General features: G+C 71.0%; 20 protein-coding genes and 1 pseudogene. 11 read left to right on the top strand and 10 right to left on the bottom strand.

Annotation, left to right across the window (positions count from 1 at the left end; all coding sequences use genetic code 11):
- Positions 1–65: 65 nt before the first annotated feature.
- The 6 genes from ACQEV1_RS08270 to ACQEV1_RS08245 are packed head-to-tail and all read right to left on the bottom strand — an operon-like array spanning position 66 to position 6,705.
- Positions 66–1,322, bottom strand: a complete 1,257-nt coding sequence (locus ACQEV1_RS08270; RefSeq protein ID WP_433392757.1) for a hypothetical protein — start codon at positions 1,320–1,322, stop codon at positions 66–68.
- The gene (locus ACQEV1_RS08265; protein ID WP_285621510.1) at positions 1,319–2,446 is read right to left on the bottom strand and encodes an N-acetylglucosamine-6-phosphate deacetylase; all 1,128 of its coding nucleotides are present in this window, start codon (positions 2,444–2,446) and stop codon (positions 1,319–1,321) included. The genes ACQEV1_RS08270 and ACQEV1_RS08265 overlap by 4 nt, the downstream gene beginning before the upstream one ends.
- Positions 2,443–3,201, bottom strand: coding sequence for an SIS domain-containing protein (locus ACQEV1_RS08260; RefSeq protein WP_285567546.1), 759 nt, complete (start codon positions 3,199–3,201; stop codon positions 2,443–2,445). The genes ACQEV1_RS08265 and ACQEV1_RS08260 overlap by 4 nt, the downstream gene beginning before the upstream one ends.
- Positions 3,191–3,943: a glucosamine-6-phosphate deaminase gene (locus ACQEV1_RS08255; protein ID WP_433392754.1), complete on the bottom strand. Its 753-nt coding sequence runs from the start codon at positions 3,941–3,943 to the stop codon at positions 3,191–3,193. The genes ACQEV1_RS08260 and ACQEV1_RS08255 overlap by 11 nt, the downstream gene beginning before the upstream one ends.
- Positions 3,924–5,186, bottom strand: coding sequence for an AGE family epimerase/isomerase (locus ACQEV1_RS08250; protein WP_433392752.1), 1,263 nt, complete (start codon positions 5,184–5,186; stop codon positions 3,924–3,926). The genes ACQEV1_RS08255 and ACQEV1_RS08250 overlap by 20 nt, the downstream gene beginning before the upstream one ends.
- Positions 5,179–6,705 carry a sodium:solute symporter family protein gene (locus ACQEV1_RS08245; RefSeq protein WP_285621518.1) on the bottom strand — a complete coding sequence of 509 codons (1,527 nt, stop codon included), beginning with the start codon at positions 6,703–6,705 and terminating at the stop codon, positions 5,179–5,181. The genes ACQEV1_RS08250 and ACQEV1_RS08245 overlap by 8 nt, the downstream gene beginning before the upstream one ends.
- A 106-nt stretch (positions 6,706–6,811) precedes the next feature.
- On the opposite strand from ACQEV1_RS08245, the gene ACQEV1_RS08240 reads away from it, so the two are divergent.
- Positions 6,812–7,825, top strand: a complete 1,014-nt coding sequence (locus ACQEV1_RS08240) for a LacI family DNA-binding transcriptional regulator (RefSeq protein WP_285621520.1) — start codon at positions 6,812–6,814, stop codon at positions 7,823–7,825.
- Positions 7,826–8,776: 951 nt separating this feature from the next.
- Entirely contained in the window at positions 8,777–9,346 is a 570-nt protein-coding gene (locus tag ACQEV1_RS08235) for a hypothetical protein (RefSeq protein ID WP_433392749.1), read from the top strand.
- Between the two features lie 2 nt (positions 9,347–9,348).
- Here the strand turns inward: ACQEV1_RS08235 and ACQEV1_RS08230 are convergent, their stop codons facing one another.
- Both ACQEV1_RS08230 and ACQEV1_RS08225 read right to left on the bottom strand, forming a co-directional pair.
- Positions 9,349–9,579, bottom strand: a complete 231-nt coding sequence (locus ACQEV1_RS08230) for a hypothetical protein (protein WP_433392747.1) — start codon at positions 9,577–9,579, stop codon at positions 9,349–9,351.
- Between the two features lie 26 nt (positions 9,580–9,605).
- Complete coding sequence (locus tag ACQEV1_RS08225) at positions 9,606–10,001, bottom strand: hypothetical protein (RefSeq protein WP_433392745.1); 396 nt, start codon at positions 9,999–10,001, stop codon at positions 9,606–9,608.
- A gap of 134 nt (positions 10,002–10,135) precedes the next feature.
- Between ACQEV1_RS08225 and ACQEV1_RS08220 the strand changes: the two genes are divergently transcribed.
- Together ACQEV1_RS08220 and ACQEV1_RS08215 are read left to right on the top strand one after the other, a co-directional pair.
- The gene (locus ACQEV1_RS08220; RefSeq protein WP_285621527.1) at positions 10,136–10,441 is read left to right on the top strand and encodes a trypco2 family protein; all 306 of its coding nucleotides are present in this window, start codon (positions 10,136–10,138) and stop codon (positions 10,439–10,441) included.
- 9 nt (positions 10,442–10,450) lie between these two features.
- Complete coding sequence (locus tag ACQEV1_RS08215; protein ID WP_433392743.1) at positions 10,451–13,582, top strand: HEAT repeat domain-containing protein; 3,132 nt, start codon at positions 10,451–10,453, stop codon at positions 13,580–13,582.
- A 117-nt stretch (positions 13,583–13,699) separates the two neighbouring features.
- Here ACQEV1_RS08215 and ACQEV1_RS08210 read toward each other — a convergent pair whose 3' ends face one another.
- Positions 13,700–13,882, bottom strand: coding sequence for a hypothetical protein (locus ACQEV1_RS08210; protein ID WP_433392741.1), 183 nt, complete (start codon positions 13,880–13,882; stop codon positions 13,700–13,702).
- Positions 13,883–13,924: 42 nt separating this feature from the next.
- Between ACQEV1_RS08210 and ACQEV1_RS08205 the strand changes: the two genes are divergently transcribed.
- Both ACQEV1_RS08205 and ACQEV1_RS08200 read left to right on the top strand, forming a co-directional pair.
- Positions 13,925–14,095, top strand: a complete 171-nt coding sequence (locus ACQEV1_RS08205) for a hypothetical protein (RefSeq protein ID WP_433392739.1) — start codon at positions 13,925–13,927, stop codon at positions 14,093–14,095.
- Positions 14,092–14,388: a hypothetical protein gene (locus ACQEV1_RS08200; RefSeq protein WP_433392737.1), complete on the top strand. Its 297-nt coding sequence runs from the start codon at positions 14,092–14,094 to the stop codon at positions 14,386–14,388. The genes ACQEV1_RS08205 and ACQEV1_RS08200 overlap by 4 nt, the downstream gene beginning before the upstream one ends.
- A 23-nt stretch (positions 14,389–14,411) precedes the next feature.
- Here ACQEV1_RS08200 and ACQEV1_RS08195 read toward each other — a convergent pair whose 3' ends face one another.
- Positions 14,412–14,552: a hypothetical protein gene (locus ACQEV1_RS08195; RefSeq protein ID WP_433392735.1), complete on the bottom strand. Its 141-nt coding sequence runs from the start codon at positions 14,550–14,552 to the stop codon at positions 14,412–14,414.
- Between the two features lie 163 nt (positions 14,553–14,715).
- On the opposite strand from ACQEV1_RS08195, the gene ACQEV1_RS08190 reads away from it, so the two are divergent.
- From ACQEV1_RS08190 to ACQEV1_RS08170, 5 genes and pseudogenes are all read left to right on the top strand, one after another.
- Positions 14,716–15,789: a S1 family peptidase gene (locus ACQEV1_RS08190; RefSeq protein ID WP_433392733.1), complete on the top strand. Its 1,074-nt coding sequence runs from the start codon at positions 14,716–14,718 to the stop codon at positions 15,787–15,789.
- A gap of 275 nt (positions 15,790–16,064) precedes the next feature.
- Positions 16,065–16,477: pseudogene (locus ACQEV1_RS08185) on the top strand (heme-binding protein).
- A gap of 138 nt (positions 16,478–16,615) precedes the next feature.
- Positions 16,616–17,893, top strand: coding sequence for an FAD-binding oxidoreductase (locus tag ACQEV1_RS08180; protein WP_433392731.1), 1,278 nt, complete (start codon positions 16,616–16,618; stop codon positions 17,891–17,893).
- Positions 17,894–18,108: 215 nt separating this feature from the next.
- Positions 18,109–18,420 carry a hypothetical protein gene (locus tag ACQEV1_RS08175; protein ID WP_433392729.1) on the top strand — a complete coding sequence of 104 codons (312 nt, stop codon included), beginning with the start codon at positions 18,109–18,111 and terminating at the stop codon, positions 18,418–18,420.
- Between the two features lie 198 nt (positions 18,421–18,618).
- On the top strand, positions 18,619–19,197 hold the full coding sequence (locus ACQEV1_RS08170) for a winged helix-turn-helix domain-containing protein (protein ID WP_433392727.1): 579 nt from the start codon (positions 18,619–18,621) through the stop codon (positions 19,195–19,197).
- The last annotated feature ends 1 nt before the right edge of the window (position 19,198 follow it).

The raw sequence follows: 19,198 nt of genomic DNA, 5'->3' as shown, positions 1-19,198 counted from the left end.
GGACAGGCGCTCGACCGCGGGCTGCTCCCCCGCCAGCGGCTCCGCGTCGCGCGTATAGGGGTCGGTCAGAGGCCGCTCGCCAGGCCGACGGCGGCGTCGGCCAGAGACTCGGCGGCGCCGGGCGCGAACGGGGCCGGCATGCCGTAGTAGCGGTGTGCGTCCTCCACCTCGTATCCGCCCTGGTCGAGCTCGGTGACGGGCGGCAGGTAGCCGGGGCAGCCGTCGCTGTAGCCGATGACGATGACGTCGCCGGGCACCCGGGCGGCGATGTCGCGCGCGGTCACCGAGAACGGCTCGCCCGGCAGCGCCACCAGGCGCAGGCTCCCCCACCGCAACACGGTGACCCGGCCGGTCCAGCACGTCCGGGTCCGCGGGGCGACGTCCCGCGCCCACGCGAGCCAGGCGCGCAGCAGCTCACGCCGGCCCGCGTCGGCCTGCGGCAACTCCCGCTCCCACCGCGCGACCAGGGCCGCCGTCTCGGCCGGATCCGCCGTCCGCAGGGGCAGCCGGACCTCCTGCGACGCCCCGCCCGTTCCGGTGCCGGCGTCCGCGTTGGTCTTGGCGGTTGGGACGGCGAGCGCCGCCTCGGCGATCCGTCGGCCGATCCGCCCGGCCGCGGCGAACGTGCGCTCCGCCGACGCGCCGGCCGACATGGACGCGTAGGCGCTGTGCCCGGTGTTGAGCTCGCCGCAGCATCCGGTGAGGAACAGGCACACCGAGTCCGGCTCGGCCTCCTCCATCACCGTGCGCACCACGCCGGGATAGTCCGCCGTCCAGTGCCGGTTGTCCGCGCCGAGCACGACGGGATGGCAGGCGTAGCCGACGACCGACGCGGCGCAGGTGCCGTCCGCCCGCCGGAAGCGGACGACGCCCAGCGGCGCGTACACCGGTCCGTCGGCGCGCCGCCGGTTGCGCGCGATCCCGGGGTCCGGCCCGGTTCCCACCTCGATCGACGCGGGTTCGCGCGCCGAACGAGCGGCGCGGGCGGCGGCCACGCACGTCGCGTACAGCCGCGCCTGGTAGTCCGCGTCCACCGGGCCGCCGAGCCGTCCGGGCATGGTCGCCGGTCCGCCGTGCGTGTGCGTCGCCGCGACCACCACGGACCCGCAGTCGGCCAGTTCGGCGCGGACCCGGGCACAGAAGTCCTCGTGCAGCCCGCAGGCATCGACGGTGATCAGGACGCTGTCGTCCACGGCGAGCGCCCGCACGGTGAGCGGATCGTGCGCGCCGGCGGCCGGTCCGGTGCGGGCGGCGAACCCCGACATGGCCAGGCCGGGCGGCGGCGTGCAGTCGCGGACCGCGGCCCCGACCCGCGCGGTCACCGGCTCACCACCGGCGTCCCGGCGACGACGACCGTGCGCACGTCCAGGGTGGTGTCGCCCGGCCGCCAGGCGAAGGTGATCAGGTCGGCGGGCGTCCCGGGCCGCAGCACCCCGCGGCCGCCGGTGAACCGGCCCGGGTTGGCCGATGCCAGTCGCAGCGCGGTGGACAGGGTGAGGTCGGCCATGGAGATCGCGGTGGCCACCCCGTCGGCCAGCGACCGGGACGCGCCGGCCAGGTAGGGCGTGCCGACATAGGACAGCCGGCCGTCCTCGGACAGTTCCACCTCGCCGCCGACCGCGGTCCGGTAACGCCCCGGCGACATCCCGCCGAGCGCGGTCGTGTCCGAGACGAGGTGGGAGCGTTCGATCCCCTTGGCCCGGAGCATGGCCCGGAAGGCGTCGGCCGGCAGGTGGTGGCCGTCGGCGATGAACCCGGCGTACAGCCGGTCGTCGGCGAGCTGGGTCCACAGGTGGTTGGGGTGGCGCGGAAGCATGGCGTGCGCTCCGTTGCCGAGGTGCGTCGCCAGCTCGGCCCCGGCGTCGACGGCACGGGTGATCTGGGCGGGATCGGCGTGCGTGTGCCCGATCGCGCAGCGCACCCCGAGGCGTACGGCCCCGGCGATGAGGTCGATCGCCGCGTCGTCGTGCGGGGAGACCGTCAGCATCCCGACGAGGTCGCCCCAGCGGCGCACCTCCTCCAGGTCGGCACGCCGGATGTACCGGGGGTCGTGCACGCCCCGCGGGCCGTCCTCGGCCGAGATGAACGGCCCCTCCACGTGGGCGTAGGGGATCGCGTGCGCGACCAGCGGATCGGCGGCGCGCGCCCGAGCGACGGCGGACAGCGCGGCCCGGATGTCCTCCTCCGGCGCGGTCACGATGGTCGGCACCACGGTCGTCACTCCGGCGCGCCATACGGCGTGCACCAGCTCCGTCACGACCGTCTCGTCCACGTCGGCGGCGTTGACGTCGTGCCCGGCGAAGCCGTTGACCTGCAGGTCGACGAGGCCGGGCGCGAGCCAGAGCTCCGCCGGTCCGTCCGTGGCGCGGACCTCGGCGATCCGCCCGTCCTCGACGGAGACCCGCAGCGTACGCCCGGTCGCCGGGTCGCGGCCGGTGAGCCTCACAGCTTCCGCACCCGGGAGCGGAAGGCGTCCAGGAACCGGGAGTTCGCCTCGTCACCGCCCGGCGCGTTGCCGCTGCGCCACACCGGCGGCTCCACCCCGGACTCGACCAGCCGCTGCACGGTGCGCAGGACCAGGGCGTTGAGCGCGTACGCGTTGGCGAACGTGGACACCGCCGCGAGCGGCTCGGCCACGCCGTCCATCGTGATCAGCGCGTCGCCGATCGGCACCTTCGTGTCGATCGCGATGTCCACCAGGTCGTGCAGGTTCGCCTTGGTCGGATGGCGGGCCGGGTGATCCGGGTCGGTCCGCTCGGCGTGCTCGCGCGAGCTGACGCCGATCAGCGTCACGCCCCGCTCCCTCGCCTCCAGCGCGGCGTCGATGAGCGCGGCGTTGATGCCGTACGCGTTGACGAGGATCAGCAGGTCGTCAGGGGTCAGCCCCGCATCGGCGATCACGACGCGTCCGTACCCCGGAGTGCGCTCGATGGCCATCGACCGCAGCGCCCCGTTGGACAGCAGCGTGCCCTCGTCCAGGATGGCCGAGACGTGCATCAGCCCGCCGGCGCGGAAGAAGACCTCCTGCGCGGCGAGGTTCGAATGACCGCCGGGCCCGAAGATGTGCACCAGCCGGTCCGCCCGTACCTGCTCGGCGACCCGGTCGGCGGCCCGCAGGATCGCCTCGGACTCCTCCTCGTGGATGCGTTCCAGCAGCGCGGTGACCTCGCGCAGATAGGTCAGGGTCGGGTCAGCGGACATCGGGGGCGGACTCCTCGTCGACGTAGATGGTGCAGCGGGGGTGGGTGCGCAGCGCGCTCGCCGGCAGCCGGCCGTCGATCGGGCCGTACAGGGCCCCGGTGACCGCCGCCCGCTTCTGGGCGCCCGGCACCATGCAGAACACCTCGCCGGCGGACAGCAGCGCCGGCACGGTGAGGGTGACGGCCCGCCGCGGCACCTCGTCCGGCGTCGTGAAGGAGCCGTCGTCGACCTGCTGGCGGCGGCAGACCTCGTCCAGTTCGACGACCTTCACCAGCGCGGGGTCGTGCAGGTCGGCGGGCGGGTCGTTGAACGCCAGGTGCCCGTTGACGCCGATGCCGCAGCAGACGATGTCGATCGGCGCCGCGGACAGCAGCCCGGCGTACCGCTCCGCCGCCGCCTCCGGGTCGTCGCCCGGGTCGATCAGGTGCGCGGCGCCGATCGGGACCCGGTCCAGCAGCGCCGTACGCAGCCAGTTCCCGAAGCGCCGTGGGTCGTCGGCGGCCAGTCCCAGGTACTCGTCCATGTGGAAGGCCGTGACCCGCGTCCAGTCGATGTCCGGCCGGCCGGCCAGCGTCCGCAGGGCCGCCTCCTGACTCGGCGCCGAGGCGAAGATCATCCGGACCTCCGGCCGGTCCGCCAGGAGGCGGACGAGCGCGTCGGCGATGTCCCGCCCGGCGGCACGGCCCAGTGCCTCGGTGTCGGGCAGGCGGCGGACGACGGGTTCATAGGTGGTGTCGGGCATCGGAATTCGTGTTCTCCCCCAGTTCGGCCAACAGCAGCAGGGCCCGCGCGATGTGGAAGGGATCCTTCACCGGCAGGGCCACGACCTCGTCCAGCGGGGTGCCGTCGCGCGCGCGGATCTGCGTCCACTCGCGGCCGGGCCCCTCCGGGAAGGTACGGAACGTGTAGTCGCGTACCCGGTCGTGCCATTCCCCGAGCCGCTCGTCGTCGTGCCGCTCGGCGAGCAGCGCCGTGGCGTACAGCGCCTCGGCGTGCGGCCACCACAGCTTGGTGTCCCACGTCCGCACGACGAGGTCCTCGTACGGGTCGCCGAGCAGGTCGCCCCGTGGCGCGCCGCCCTCGACGTCGACGTACCGGAGCAGGCCGCCGTCGCGCCGGTCCCAGCCGAGGTCGAGCGCTGCCAGCGCCGTACGGGCCGGCCAGCCGGGGTCCGGCAGGACGTCGGCGACCGCGGACACCTGGTCGGCGGCCCATGTGAGGAACCAGGCGAACTCCAGCAGGTGACCGGGCGTACGGTGCCGGGCCAGGAGAGACGACTCCGGTCCCGGGCGCCGGAGCGCCAGGTCCCGTACGTCGGTGCCGTCGACGAAGCCGCCGGTCAGGGCGGTACGCGCGGCGGCCAGCGCGATCCGGCCGCCATGCCGCGACCCGGTCGCGGCGTGCAGCTCCGCGGCGACGTGCATCAGCATCATCGGCTCGGCCAGACCGCGGAACCGCGGGTCGACCGGATACGGCTCGGTCCGCGCGGTGCCGGCCGCGATCCGCTCGTGCGCGGACACGAGGAGCTCCTCGGCGAGGCCGCCCCACCGCCCGGCCGCCGCCCCGTCGGCGAGCGCCAGCCCGGCGAACCCGAGCGCGGCGAACAGGTCGGCGAACACACTGGCGTGCGGGTCGCCGTCCGGCCCGTACGGCCGGACCGTGCCGTCCCCCGCCGTCACGTAGGCGGTCGTGCCGTCGCCGAGCAGGGCGTGCTCGGCGACGAACTCGCCCGTCGCGACGGCCTGGGCGAGCAGGTCGTCGGCGTCCAGGGAGACCGTCCCGCGCCGGGCGGCCCGTGAGAGCCGGGCCAGAAGCCACGCCCACCGGCCCTGTGACCAGGTGTACTTGTCCGGGGAGACCAGCGTGTCACCGGAGTTGGCGAAGCAGGTGTGCACCCCGCCCAGCTCCCGGTCCGGCCCGTGCGCGAGCCACCAGGCGAGGACGTCGTTCTCCAGGTGCTCCCGGTAGCGGCGGGCGTCACGCATGGGCGATCGCCTGTTCGGGCGCCGGGCCCCCGTCCGTGCCCAGCGCGTCGATCAGCTCGTCGGAGGCCGGGTCCCGCCACGGGCGCACCAGTCCGGTCACGGTGAACACCACGAACGCCACGATGACCGGGCCGGCGACGGTGACCGTGGACACCCAGTTCGCGCCGAGCCGCGCCACCTGGCCGTCGAAGACGTACTTGGTCAGTGCGAACACGATGAGGCCGGCCGCCCAGGACAGGATCGCCGCCGAGGGACCGCTGCGCCGGAACCAGGGCAGCATGCCGAACAGCATGGGGATCGCGATCGGGCCGACGAGCGCGCCGAACCAGAGGATGAGCAGGCCGAGGACGCCGCCGAAGTGGTCGGAGGTCAGCGCGATGACCAGCGACAGGGCGATGAAGGAGAAGGTGGCGATCCGGCCCGCCGTCAGTTCGGTGCGGGGACTCAGGCTCGACCGGCCGCGCATCAGCCCCGGAATGATGTCCCGTACCACCACCGCGGAGATGGCGTTGGCGTCCGAGGAGGTCATCGCCATCGTGTGCGCGAACATCCCGGCCAGCACCAGGCCGATCAGCCCGCTCGGCAACAGGTGCGTGGTGAGCAGGGCGTACGACTGCTCCGGCGCCTTCAGGTTGGGCAGCAGCAGCGGCGCGGCCCACATCGGGAAGAACAGCACGAGCGGCCACACCAGGTAGAGGGCGCCGGACAGCACGGCCGCGCGCCGTGCCTGCGCGGCGTTCCCGGCCGCGATGAAGCGCTGGGCGAGGTTCCACGTGCCGCCGTTGTAGGACAGCGTGTCGATCAGCAGGTAGACGAGGAAGAACACCACGGTGTAGCTGCCGGCGAACGGCTTGGCGTGGCCGGCGGGCAGCCGGTCCCAGATCGTCCAGACCGCCGAGACCCCGCCGAGCTTGGACAGGGTGACGACCAGCATCGCCACTCCGGCGGCGAGCTGGATGACGAACTGCCCCAGGTCGGTCAGCGCGTCGGCCCACAGCCCGCCCACCGTGGAGTAGACCAGCGTCACTCCGCCGGTCAGCAGCACGCCCCAGTGCAGCGGCACGCCGGCGAAGACGTTCAGCAGCACGGCGCTGGCCGTCCACTTGGCGCCGACGTCGAAGATCTTCAGTGCCGCGCCGCTCCACGCGAGCACCTGCTGCGCGGGGAGGTTGTAGCGGGTGGTGAGGTACTCCAGCGGGGAGATGATGCCGAGGCGCTGCCGCAGCCGGGGCCACTTCGGCGCGAACAGCACCGAACCGACCGCCATCGCGAACACGATGCCGATCGCCCACCAGACGTACAGGGCGAAGCCGGTGGTGTAGGCGATGGCCGCGTACGCCACGAAGACGGCCGCACTGTAGCCCGACATGTGGTGGGAGATGCCGGCGAGCCACCAGGGCATCCGCCCGCCGGCGGTGAAGAAGTCGCGGGCGTCGTGCACCCGGGACTTGGCCCACCAGCCGATCACGATCATCAGTGCGAAGTACAGCGACAGCACGATCCAGGCGACAGAACCCACGACCAACCTCCGGGGTAGGACTGGTTGCGTACATTGTCATGCAACCGGTTGCACATCAAGGGTTCAGCGCACCTTTTCGTGTTACTTGTGCGCTAACGTTTTCCTCATGGCGAGCCCAGACGGGAGCCCCACGGCCGCGGTCCCGACGATCAGCGTGATCGCCAAGGAGCTGGGGGTGTCCCGCTCGACGGTCTCGCGCGCCTTCACCCGGCCGGACCTGCTGAAGCCGGAGACCGTCGAGAAGGTGCTGGCCAAGGCGCAGACCCTGGGCTACGTGCCGAACAAGGTCGCCCGCGCGCTCTCCACCGGCCAGAACGGCGTCATCGCGCTGATCGTGCCGGACATCGCCAACCCGTTCTTCCCGCCACTGATCCGCGCCGCCCAGGTCGACGCGGACCGGCAGGACTTCTGCGTGCTGCTCGGCGACTCCGCGGAGAACCCGGCGCAGGAGAGCCGCCTGATCACCCGGTTCACCCCGCAGGTCGACGGTTTAGTGCTCGCCGCCTCCCGGCTGGACGACGCCGCCCTCGCCGAGCACGCGCGACGGCGGCCGGTGGTCCTGATCAACCGGGACGTACCGGGGATGCCGCGGGTGCTGACGGACTCCCACACGGGGTTCATGCAGGCGATCGCGCATCTGGCCGAACTCGGCCACGAGCATCTCGCCTACGTCGGCGGGCCGCCCGGGGCCTGGTCGGACCACCAGCGACGGCGCGGGATCGCCGCCGCCCGCACCGACCACGGCATGACGCTCACGACGTTCCAGGCGGAACCCGCGACGTACGACGGCGGCAAGGCGACCGTGGAGGCCATCCTCGCCTCCGGCGCCACCGCGGTCCTGGCCTATGACGACGTCGTGGCGCACGGCGTCCTGGCCGGGCTCACCGAGCACGGCGTACGGGTGCCGGAGGACATGAGCGTGGTCGGCTGCGACGACGTCTTCGCCGCGACGACGTACCCGCCCCTCACGACCATCTCCCTGCGCTGCGCGGAGGCCGGAGAGATCGCCGTGTCGGTGCTGCTGGACCTCGTGGCCGGCCGGAGCGTCGGCGACGTCCGCCACAGCCTCGACTCACACCTGATCGTCCGCGCGACCACGGGCCCGGCGCCGCGCGCCTGACCCCGTCCGCCGCACTCATGTGGGCGTTCGCCAGGCCCGCTTGGACAATGAGCCGGGACGGTCGGTCGGAGGATGGATGGCATCGCATGGCCGGTGATGACCTGATATCGATCCTGCCCTCGGTTCTCGGGGGGTTCTGGTTCGCCGACGAGGTTCATCGGTTCGACGGTGATCCCGCGCGTCACGGGCGCTGCCGCGCCCTCATCGAGGACGCCGCCGAACGCGACCGTGTCGCGCGGTACCTGCGCGGAGCTCAGGTGATCGAACAGAGCGAGGCATGGCTGTTCACGCTGTTCCGTGGACGCGGACTCCGCCGCGAGGTGCCGCTCTCCTACTACACCGACGGCACGTGGATCTGGTCGGACGCCTGCGCCTACCACCTGATCGCCCACCACCACGCGCCGCAACCGGAGTTCCTCGATCACATCGCCGCGAGCGGATACCGGTGCGCTCCCGTCCCGCCGGCCGTGCTCGCGACGGCGCGATCCGCCCTTCACGCCCATCGCGGGACCGCGGACGAGCAGCTGTCGCGCCGGTCCGGCCCCGACGGCTGCGCGATCGACCGGTCGGGCTGGGCGAACTGCGAAGGGATCCGGGGCCACCGTCACGAGGTCTTTCCGGTGGCCACCGAGATACTGGGAGAGTTCGGCCTGCTCGATGTGGACTTTTCGAGAATCCACCTCCATTTCTTTCCTCTGGACACGTGGATGGATCCGGCGGAGTACGCGGGGTTCGCCGACGACATCGGAGCACGGCTCTTTCCGATCGCCTTCATCGAGCACGCCTATGGGGAAAACGTCTACGGCATGCTTCGGCGATCTCGACCGCGCGTTCACCGAGCCATGCGGAAATGTCCTCACCGCGTACCGAAGCCCTGCGCCAGCCCAGCTTGCGCGCCAGTGAGGCATCGACCTTCGCGATCGCGGAACGAATCCCCGCATCGCCGTCGGGATGGCCGGCATCGAGGCGGAAGGAACCGCCGTCGAGGCTTGTCCCGGCGCGTTCCGGCGGCTGGGTCCTCTCGGCGACGAACTCGGGCCGCCGAGCGCCGACGACATCCGAGCGTGGTTCCTCTCGAAAGGTTCCTCGCATTTCGACCTGCGCCGGACCCACACGCTGGCGGCCGGTACCGTCGCGTTCGGCGACGGACGGCGCGGCTATGTGGTCGCCGGCACGGACGCCTCCGTCCGCGACGAGTTGATCCACCGGCTCCACAACGCCGTCCGAAGATTCGAACGGGCGCTTCGCGGCCGGGAGCTGCGCGTCCTCGAACGCAAGGACGTCACCCGCGACGACCCCCACGGTCAGCTGGTGGTGACCGCGGACACCGCGGCCGGCGCCCTGCGGATCAGCCTCGCCGAGGAGCGTTGGTTCGTGGCACCCGACACCCCGGGCGCCGAGAGCCGGCGTCTTCGCAGGCTCGACAAGACCACCGACGTCCGCGTCAAAGGTCGTGACAGCTTCGACGATCTGGCCCACGACATCCACGCGATCCTGATCGCGGACGCACTCCGCGACTGAGGTCAGGGCGGCGGTGATGTGCGCTCCGCGGCGCGGGAGAGCACGGCGAAGGCCCGGCGCGTCGTGTCGGCCTCCGGCTCCAGCCCGAGCTTCGTGAAGACCTCGGTGACGACCTTGACCACGGTGGCCTCGTCGAACCACAGCCGCGCGGCGATCGCGTCATCGGACCACCCTTCCGCGACCAGCCGTACCACCTCACGCTCCACCGTGCCGAGGCTCCGGAGTTCCGGCACCCAAGTGCAGGCGAACAGGTTCCCGATCACTTCCTCGTCAAAGCCGAACCCACCCGAGGCGACCCGGCGGAGCGCGAGGACGACGTCCGCGGGCCGGTTGAGACTCCCCGCCTGCAGATATCCGACACGCCGCCGACGGCCACCAGATCCTCCGTATAGGACACTTCGACGAACTGTGACAGAAGCACGACCCCGGCCGCCGGATCCCCGCGCCGGAGGTTCAACGCCGTCCCTATCTTGCCGTGATCCGCGTACGACGGACCGACCGTCGTCACCACCACGTTCGGCCGCTCTCGCCCGGCCGCCCGCATCAGCGCCGAGAACCCGCCGGCCGTGGCGGTCACCTCCGCACCGTACGACCCACCCAGTTCGGCCATGCGGTCGGCGAGAGGGGCGTCGTCGCCGCCGACCATGATCCGCATCTGGCCAGTGTGCACGACCGCCCGAGGGGTTCCTGCGCTTCTCCGTCGGCACCGCTGAGAAGCGGCCGAAAACCGTGGACGATCATGGGCCTGTTCCTATGGCATGCTGGCGAGAACAACGGCGGGAGATGAATGTGATCGAGCTGGCCGACGTCGTCAAGGATCTGCGCGATGAGTTGTATCGGGCGATCGACGGAGGCGAGGACGAGCCGCTCCAGTTCGAGGTCGGCTCGATCGAGCTGGAGCTCAGCGTGAGCGTCGAGCAGACCGACGGCGTTCACGGCAAGGTCCGCTTCTGGGTCGTCGACCTGGGCGCCGACCTGAGCGACAAGAACATCTCCACGCAGCGGCTGAAGCTCACGCTCACTCCGACTCTCCAGACCGGCGACGGCCGGATCACTCCACGGGTGTCCGGTGCGGCCGAAGACGGAGAGGACTGACCCGGCGGGATGCCCGGACTCGACGTCGACCGCGTGGCGCAGATCGTCGCCGGAGAAGCCGAAGATCCAGGCGTTCGCGGCTCGGGCTACCTCGTCTGCCGGCGGATGGTGCTGACGGCCGCCCACGTCGTCGCGCCCGACGCCCGGGTCCGCGTACGGTTCGTCGCCGACGACGGGACGACCCGGCTCGAGCCCGGTCAGGTGGTCTTCCACGAGGAGGCCGTCGACGTGGCGGTGATCCGCCTCGACACGGGGCAGGAGGTGGAACCCGTCCGCTACGGACGGATCCCGGAACCGTCGCCGGTCGAGGCCGTCGGGTTCCCGCGGTTCCGGCTCCGCTCGCACAAGGACTCCGACGGCAGGTTCCGGGACACCCGCCATGCCCGCGGTACGGCCCACCCCGCGTCGTGGCGGCGCGAAGGCGGCCTGGAGATCATCGTCGATCCGCCCGCCCGCGACCCGAACCCGCGGAGGTCGCCGTGGGAGGGCATGTCCGGCGCGGCCATCTGGTCGGTCGGCCACCTGGTCGGCGTCGTGAGCGAACACCGTCTCGGCGACGCCCTGAACACGCTGACCGGCAGCCGCGTGGACCGCTGGTACACCGAACTGGAGTACAAGCGGCTGAAGCGCCTGCACAACCTCATCGGCCTGCCGCTCGAACGCGCCCGCCTGACCACGATCACGCCGCACGTCCTGAGCCTGAACGCCTACCTCGCCGCCGGCGTACGCGCGGCCGACGAACACCCGCGGCCCGGTCCGGTCGCGCCCGGTCTCCGCGAGGTCTACCTGCCACAGGACCTGCGCCCGTACGGCCTGCGGGACGGCTCCGACGGGTCACTCGCCGGTTCCCTGCTGGATCTCGACGGCGACACCGTCGTCGTGGCCGGGCCCGGCGGCGGCAAGTCGTGCATGCTCCGCATGCTGCTGGTCGAGGGCGTCTCCCGGTGGCGGCACGGCCATCCGGACGGCGAGGTCCCGGTGCTGGTCCAGGCCGCCGACCTCGCCGGGCCGGCGCCGCTGCCATCCGCCCTCGCGGCGGCGGTCGCGCGCGACCTCGCCCCGTTCGGCCTGACGGCGCCGCTGGCCGGTGACTTCTTCCAGGACCCGCCTCGCCCCGGCGGGCGTTGGCTGATCCTCGTCGACGGCCTCGACGAGATCGTCGACCCCGAGACCCGGCGGCGCGTGCTCCGCACGCTGGCGTCGGCCTCGTCACCGGCCCGTCGTTTCGTGGTCTGCACCCGGCCCCTGCCCGACCACGAGCTCGACGTCGCGGGTGACCGTGTCCGGCGCTACGAACTGCGGCCGCTCGGCGCGGACCAGCTCGACGAGTTCTGCGAGCGATGGCTCGGCGCGACCGGCGCGGCCGATCCGGCGGCGGCCGCCCGTTCGTTCACCACGGCGCTCGACCGGGCCGGCGTGCGTGGCCTCGCACGCACCCCGCTCATGGCGACCATGCTCCTCGGGCTCCACGTGTCCGACTCCTCGGCTCCGCTCCCCACCGGACGGAGCGGCGTCTTCGCCCGGTTCGTCGAACTGCTCTCCGAACGCTTCCACGCGCGGGGTCCCGGCGGAATCCATGCCCAGACCCGGGCCGCCCTGGAGCGCTACGGGCCGGAGGTGCTGAGGGCCGCCGAAACCGCCGTCGCCCGGATCCCGGACGTCGTCGAAGAACTCGCGGTCCGGCAGAACAGGGCCGACGACGTGAACGCGGCACGGTTCGTCGGCGCCGCCCTGGTCCGGCCCGAGCCGGTGGCCGAGGCCGTCTGGGACGACTTCGTACGCGACGCCGTACGCCGCACCGGCCTGCTCGTCGGCGACGATCTCCGTTTCTCCCATCGCACGCTGGTGGAGTTCCTGGCGGCGCGGCACGTCGCGAAGGACGAGGCCGCGCACGCCGCCGCGCTCCGGGAGGAGCTCGCCGCCGTGCAGCGGCGGATCCGCGCCACCGGTTACCTGTCGGTGCCGGCCGCCGCGCCCGAAGCGTCCTATCTGGGCTTCCTCCTCGACGCACGGGAGACCCCGCGTTCGGCCGTCAGGACGCTGAACCACCTGGCGACCGGCAGATCCCTCCAGGGGTGCGAGTTCATCGCGGACCTGGCGCGGCTCGGTACCGCGCTTCCGCCCCGCACCGTCCATGAGGCGTCACGCAACCTGAGAAGGCTGGTCCGCCGCAAGCGGGCGTACTCGCTCATGCATCGGGCGAGGGCCGCGGCCGCCCTGGCCGAGCTCGGCGGGGACGGGGCGTCCGACGCCCTGGCCGACATGTACGCGGAACCGGACGGTCTCGGGCCGCGAGGGCGGAAGACCGTCGACGACGAGTGGCGGTTCAGCGACGCCATCCGCTGCTTCGGCAGCGAGTTGCCCCGAGGGTTCATCGCGCTGCGGCTCGCGGAGCGCGGTGACCCACGGGGCGTCCCGCTGCTCATGGCGATGACGCGTGACACCTACCTGCTCCCCTTCACGAGAGTGCACAGCGCGGGCGCCCTCGCCGATCTCGGTCACCCCGACGCCGGAGAGGTCCTGCACGGCCTGGCCACCGACCCGACGATCGACAACACCCACCGGGCGCTGGCCGCGAGGCTGCTCGGGGTGAAGCTCGACGATCGCCGCGCGGTCTCCGTCCTGCTCGCCATGGCGCGCGACGAGGACCTCCCGCCGTTCGTCCGGATGCGGGCGGCGTTCGGCCTCGCCCGCCTGGGCGAGAACCGCGGCGTCTCGATCCTGGTGGCGGCCACCCGCCGCAAGACCGTCCAGGAGGCGCCGCTCCCCGGCTACAGCAAGCTCCAGGCCGCCCGATACCTGGCGCGCCTGGGCGATCGGCGGGCCCTCGGCATCCTCGACGCCGTGTCCCGCGACGACACGGTCGCGCCCCTCGTGCGCCGCCGAGCCGGCACCGTCCGCAAACGCGTCGCGGCCAGGAACTACTTCGACCTGCCGCTCGAACAGCGTGTCGTCGACGAGCTCACCGGCGGCCGGGTCCGCCGCCGGCTGGTGCCTCTCCTGGCCCGGCCGGCCTGGGTACTCCTGCCCTTCTTCATCCGGCGCTACGGCCGGGACATCGACGCGATGTTCGACGACGCGGGCCCCGCCGACGTCCCCGAGGACGCCGGCGGGGCCAACGAGCACGCCATCAGTAGGTGAAGCGTTCCGGACCGGTTCCCCAGGCGTTGACGACCCAGCCGCTCCGGGTGGCCGGGTCGAGGTACAGACCCTGCCGGGAGGTGAACTCGACGTTGGATCCGGCGATGGTCGAGTAGGTCAGGTGTCGGTGGTCGCGGTGGCCTCCTGCGCGAGCGTCTTCTGTTCAATGCCGAGCCACGAACTGACCGGGAAGGTGTTCTGGAAGCCCTGGGCCGCGCCGACCACGATGTAGCCGTTCCCGCCGGACAGCGACTGCGTCTCGGTCACCTTCACCGTCGCGCCGGTGCCGGCGTTCCGCACGTCGACCTGCGGACTGGACTTGCCGGAGACAGGGTGCCGTCCTTGAGCGCGTCCGGCGTCGTCGAGGAGCGGTCCAGCCGGTACGACTGGGTCCCATCGGCCGAGCTGAACTCGCCGGCGCCGACGAGCGCCCCGGCCGCCGGACACCGTGAAGCCCTCGACGGCGCCGGACAGCTGGTCACCGTCGCGGTACTGCACGAAGGACGTCGGTGACGAGCGGGGCGGCCGCCGGCGACATCGGCACCCGCGCGGTGACCATCGACGGCGAGCGGCGCCCGCACATGAGCACCATCGGCTGGTGCGGCCTGATCAGCGTGCTCGGGCTGCCCGGCGCCTCCCCCGGGATGCTCGTCGGAAAGGTCCAGCGGAGGCCATGGCCGATGCCTGCTACCGAAGCAGCGGATGACGTTCGCGGCGCTCCGGCAAGCGTGGTGATGCGCCGCGGAGCGCGAAGCCGCTCGGCGATCTCAACGGCGCGATCAGGCTTTGTGGCCGCGTCGCTTTGACAGCGGCTCTAGGTATCAGGCCGTCAAAAGCGGTTGAGCGTCCACTCGGTCGTGGGGCTTTGGATTTGGCGCGGCCCTTTCGCGGGATCGCTTCCGCCAAAGAAGGCACCCCAGCCCACTCCGGCCGCCTTCGTGACTTTGAGATCGAGGTCGAACTCGTTCACTCACGGCTCCCTTCACCGATTGAACCAAGGACATATCAAGGCAAGTGAAGTGCACGACAAACGCAGGTGTACATACCACTTTGGTGGAAGATCTGCCGCGCCGTCGGCCAAGGTGGCGGGTCTTGTCCTGGCTGGTAATCCTCACAGCGATGAGAGGACGTTTGTGTTCATTAAACGTTTCTCAGCAGCAATGGTCGCCGTAGCCACCGGCACTGCGCTGCTTCTTGACGTGGCGACACCTGCGTCGGCGATCGTCGGCGGTGTTCCGGCGACGACTCCGTACGCGACTTCGTTGCAGAGCTTCTCGGACGCCACCTCAAGCCGAGCCTGCGATGGCGTGGATACGGGCAGGCTCCCGCAGCGGACTCACTCGAAGGCGTGTGCGCCACCCTCCGGCGCCGCCGAGGTCGCCGCCAACTTCGATTGTGGCGGCGTGCTGATCGCCCCGACCTGGGTCCTCACGGCGGGGCACTGTATTCCGTACACGACGGGTCAGGCTCGGCTCAATTCGCTTTCCAGGAACGAGGGCGGCGAAGCCATCCCCATCAGGGCGGTGTTCCGCGATCCGGCCTCGGACCCCACCGGCGCCCGCTTCGGCAACGACGGCGGCTTGGTACAGCTGGCAGAGCCGGCTCACTCCCAATGGCTGCCGTTGGCGGCGTTCGAGCAACCGAAGACCACGCCTGGAATTCTGCAGGGCTGGGGCCTCACCTGCGACGACCTTCTCGGTGACTCAACGGACCCGTGCTGGAAATCCAAACCGCAGCACCTGCAGGAACTGTCCATGAAGCGAGTCGACGATCACGTCTGCGATCTGCTGAGCCCGTCGGGCACCCAGCTCATGGAGCCGGACACCATGATGTGCCTGGTGCCGTCCAAGGACGGCAAGTCCGGCGCCTGTTTCGGCGATTCCGGTTCGCCGGAGTTTCTGAAAGTGCAGGTGCTGGACAAGGCGACCAAGCAGCGGCGGTGGCAGCCCGTGGTGTTCGGGATCCAGACCGCCATAATGAACGCCTCGTCGTTCAAGGACGGTTCCGGGAACCTCATACCGAACGTCTGTTCGGTGGGGCCGAACGGTGCGATCAACCGAGACGCCCTCACCAAGGTGTCACCCGAGTTGCCGTGGATCATCGCCACGATCACGGCACACGATCGTTCGGCGGCGGAGTCCGTACAGCGGAATCTGATCACTCCGGGTGATCTTGCTCCGCACACGCTGAGCGCCCCGGTCAAGTGACTGATCGCGATTCGGTCGATCCCGAGCTGTTCACACGGATGATGTGACCTCGGAGGCGATGGGTGGTCGACCTGCGGAGGCCGACCACCTACCGCCCGTTGGAGTACAGGCGTGCGTCGCGTCGCGGCTCGTCCAGGAGCTGCCAGTCGACCGCATCCAGCTCGTTTTGCGACTGTGACTCGATCATGGGCGTCAGCATTGCGAACGTAACGTAGCAGCGGCTATACGCGTATTAGACGCCCATGTGATCGGCGTCGAAGACCCGGCGATCCGCGGTGCTGCATGGCGATAACTTCACCATCGCCATCGTGGACGAGACGACGATGCCCAGAGCACTGTTCCGAATGGACTCGGCAGATATCCCTACAGTCGACCTCGCCTTGGGCAAGGCGCGACTGGTGCCTCGGACGGCATGCCGTCCAAGCTGTGGCGAACAATCATCGCAGATGACGCATATCTCGGATTGACGGTACCGACTGCACTGGATCGGGTGCTGGGAGGTGCTGTGCTCTTCGGCGGCGGCTACCCATTCAAGGTGGACGGGACGATCGTCGGTGGTATCGGCGTCAGTGGCGGGAGCGAAGCCGAGGACGATGAGGTGGCGCGAGCCGGCCTGGCCGCCATTCCGGAGGCCGATCAGTTCACCGAGGATGATGCTGCGCGTTCGGGGGCGCCAGATGGGAACTGACGCGATGACACCGGCGGATGGCGACTGGAAGGCCTTGGCCGAAGCTATCGCAGGCGATGTCGTGCTGCCTGAATCCGCCGCATACGAGTCAGCGCGAAAGCCGGCCTCGAGCGATTCCACGATGTTCGACCACAGGCAGTGGTGCGATGCCGGACCGCGACCGACGTGGCAGAGGCCGTCTCGTTCGCGCGTCGCTTCTCGATCGCGACTGCTGTCCGCAGCGGCGGCCACGACTTCGCGGGGCGATCCTCGACCAGCGGTCTCCTCATCGATCTCGGTCTCATGAACACCGTAACCATGTCAGGGAACTCGGTGGTTGTCGGAGCCGGGACGAAGCTCGGCGACCTCTACCGAAGCCTGCGCATGCGCGGCCGCACTGTTCCTGGTGGCTGCGGACCGTCGGTGGGGGTCGCGGGACTCACACTCGGCGGCGGGCTCGGCATCCTCGGACGCGCCCACGGGCTGACCTGCGACCGTCTCGTCCGGGCACAGGTCGTCCTCGCGAACGGCCATACTGTCGAGTGCGACGATCAGCACGACGGCGAACTGTTCTGGGCTCTGCGCGGCGCTGGAGCCGGCCAGTTCGGCGTTGTCACGACGCTGGTGTTCGACACCGTCTCCGCCCCACGCTGTAGCACCTTCGAACTCACGTGGGACTACCGTCACGCGGCCCGGCTCGTCGAGGCCTGGCAGGCCTGGGCACCCGACGCGCCCGATCCACTCGCCGTGAGCTTGCTGCTCAACGCGCCGGCGGACCCACGGCGGCCGCCACGGGTCACCGTCCTGGGAGCCGCGGCCGCGCTCGCGCCTGAGCCCACCGATGAGTTCCTCGATGCCTTCATCGTCCGAACCGGCGCCGCACCGCAGACGAGGTGGTGCCGTGATATGTCGTGGCCGGATACGAAACGCCGCCTCGCCGAACGTGCGCCAGGCGACGACGACGGCCACCTGTTCAGCAAGTCCGAGTTCTTCCAGACGGCACTCCCGGCAGAGGCGATCGAGGAGCTGGTCGACGGACTCGTCGCGACCCGCCATCCCGGCGAGGCGCGCGAGCTCGACTTCTCGCCGTGGGGAGGCGCGTACAAGCGCGTCCCTGCCGACGCCACCGCATTCGTTCACCGGGACGAACGTTTCCTGCTCAAGCACGCCGCCGTCGTCAATCCCAGCGCATGCGGGCCTCGCAGGCCGGTCGCAGGAGACTGGCTCACTCAGTCGTGGCAGACCGTCCGCCCCTGGGGAACCGGCCGGGTTTATCCCAACTTCCCGGATCCGGACCTTGACGATCCCGGACGCGCCTACTTCGGCGCCAATCTCGAACGTGTGGTCCAGGCCAAAGCGACCTATGACCCGGAGGGTGTCTTCCCGTGGCTTCCCGCGCAGATCAAGAGGAGGCCGACAGCCGCGTCGCCCTCGTGACGGGAGCCGGTCGAGGCATCGGGCTCGAACTGATACGTCAACTACTGATCAGAGGATTCACCGTTCACGCGACGTGCCGGCACCCCGACCAGGGCACGTTGCTTGCCGACGCCATCGCCGAGGTCATACGCGTCAACAGCATCGGGCCGGCCATCGTGACGCAAGCCGTAGCGCCAAAGCTCAGCCGGGCGAGGCCAGGCGCTCAGGTGGTCAACGTGACATCCGACCTTGGATCATTGACCACCCCGGTCGTGGCCGGCGGCTACGCCTACGCGATGAGCAGGGCCGTGCCCAGCAGCGGCGGCACCCGCCACCGGCGCGTTCCACCGTCCTCGACGGCCGGGCCGCGCGCCGGTGAGCCGCTCGCCGTCTTCGCCATTCGAACGTCCCCCGGGATGAAGGACGAGGCGATCGCCCGGGTCATGGGGCTGAGCCGGCGGACGATCCAGAAGCACATCACGGACATCGGCGCCGCCCTGGGAGCCAGGACCGGCTTCCGGATCGCCCTGTCGGCCCAGGAACGCTGATGGCTCCCGCCCACTGCGGAATCCCCGCCGGGCCCCCCGGCCACGGACGACCCGCGCACTCCCCTTCGCGCTGCTCAGTCCCGCCCGCCCAGCGCGCCAACACCGCTGGCTCCACCCCGCATGGCCATCATCGGCCGTTCCGCGTTCGCTGCGACAAAAGACTCTTTGAAAAGAGTCTTTTGAAGCTATCGTCCTCGCATGGACGGATCGGAGAGGAAGCTTCGCGACGCGCCCGAGCTGCGCGCGCTCGCCCATCCCGTGCGCATGCGGCTGTGCCAGGCCCTGTACGAGCGGGGTACCGCGACCGCCACCGAACTCGCCGAGATGATCGGGGAGAGTCAGGCGAACTGCTCCTGGCATCTGCGGCAGCTCGCCAAGTACGGCTTCGTCGAAGAGGCCGGCGGCGGAAAGGGCCGGGACCGTCCGTGGCGGCCGGTGGCCCGTCCGTTGTCCTGGGGCGACAGCGGCGAGTCCGGTGAGGTGGCCGCCGCCAGTGACGCGCTCAGTACGCAGTACCTGGAGCAGGAGTTCGCCGGGCTGCGCGACTGGCAGGCGTGGCGACGCACCGACCCGCCCGAATGGCAGGACGCCGCGAACTGGGTACAGAACATCGACTGGCTCACCCTCGACGAGCTGCGAGAGCTCAATCAGGCCCTCATCGCGATCGTGGGCCGCCACCGCGAGGAGCGCCGGGACCCGGCGAAACGGCCGCCCGGGGCCCGCCGGATCCGGATGTTCGCCTGGGCCGTGCCCGCGGCACCGTACGCCGACGACTGAT

Origin of the sequence: Actinoallomurus sp. CA-142502 (assembly GCF_050936355.1) — a bacterium.
Classification (GTDB): Bacteria; Actinomycetota; Actinomycetes; order Streptosporangiales; family Streptosporangiaceae; genus Actinoallomurus; species Actinoallomurus iriomotensis.
The sequence above is the reverse complement of the archived record's forward strand: the minus strand, read 5'-3'. Positions and strand labels throughout refer to the sequence as shown.

Bases quoted from the DNA above. Each gene is read 5' to 3' on its own strand.
- ACQEV1_RS08260 (WP_285567546.1), bottom strand. From the start codon at position 3,201: ATGTCCGCTGACCCGACCCTGACCTATCTGCGCGAGGTCACCGCGCTG.
- ACQEV1_RS08255 (WP_433392754.1), bottom strand. From the start codon at position 3,943: ATGCCCGACACCACCTATGAACCCGTCGTCCGCCGCCTGCCCGACACC.
- ACQEV1_RS08250 (WP_433392752.1), bottom strand. From the start codon at position 5,186: ATGCGTGACGCCCGCCGCTACCGGGAGCACCTGGAGAACGACGTCCTC.
- ACQEV1_RS08240 (WP_285621520.1), top strand. From the start codon at position 6,812: ATGGCGAGCCCAGACGGGAGCCCCACGGCCGCGGTCCCGACGATCAGC.
- ACQEV1_RS08235 (WP_433392749.1), top strand. From the start codon at position 8,777: ATGGCCGGCATCGAGGCGGAAGGAACCGCCGTCGAGGCTTGTCCCGGC.
- ACQEV1_RS08225 (WP_433392745.1), bottom strand. From the start codon at position 10,001: ATGCGGATCATGGTCGGCGGCGACGACGCCCCTCTCGCCGACCGCATG.
- ACQEV1_RS08215 (WP_433392743.1), top strand. From the start codon at position 10,451: ATGCCCGGACTCGACGTCGACCGCGTGGCGCAGATCGTCGCCGGAGAA.
- ACQEV1_RS08170 (WP_433392727.1), top strand. From the start codon at position 18,619: ATGGACGGATCGGAGAGGAAGCTTCGCGACGCGCCCGAGCTGCGCGCG.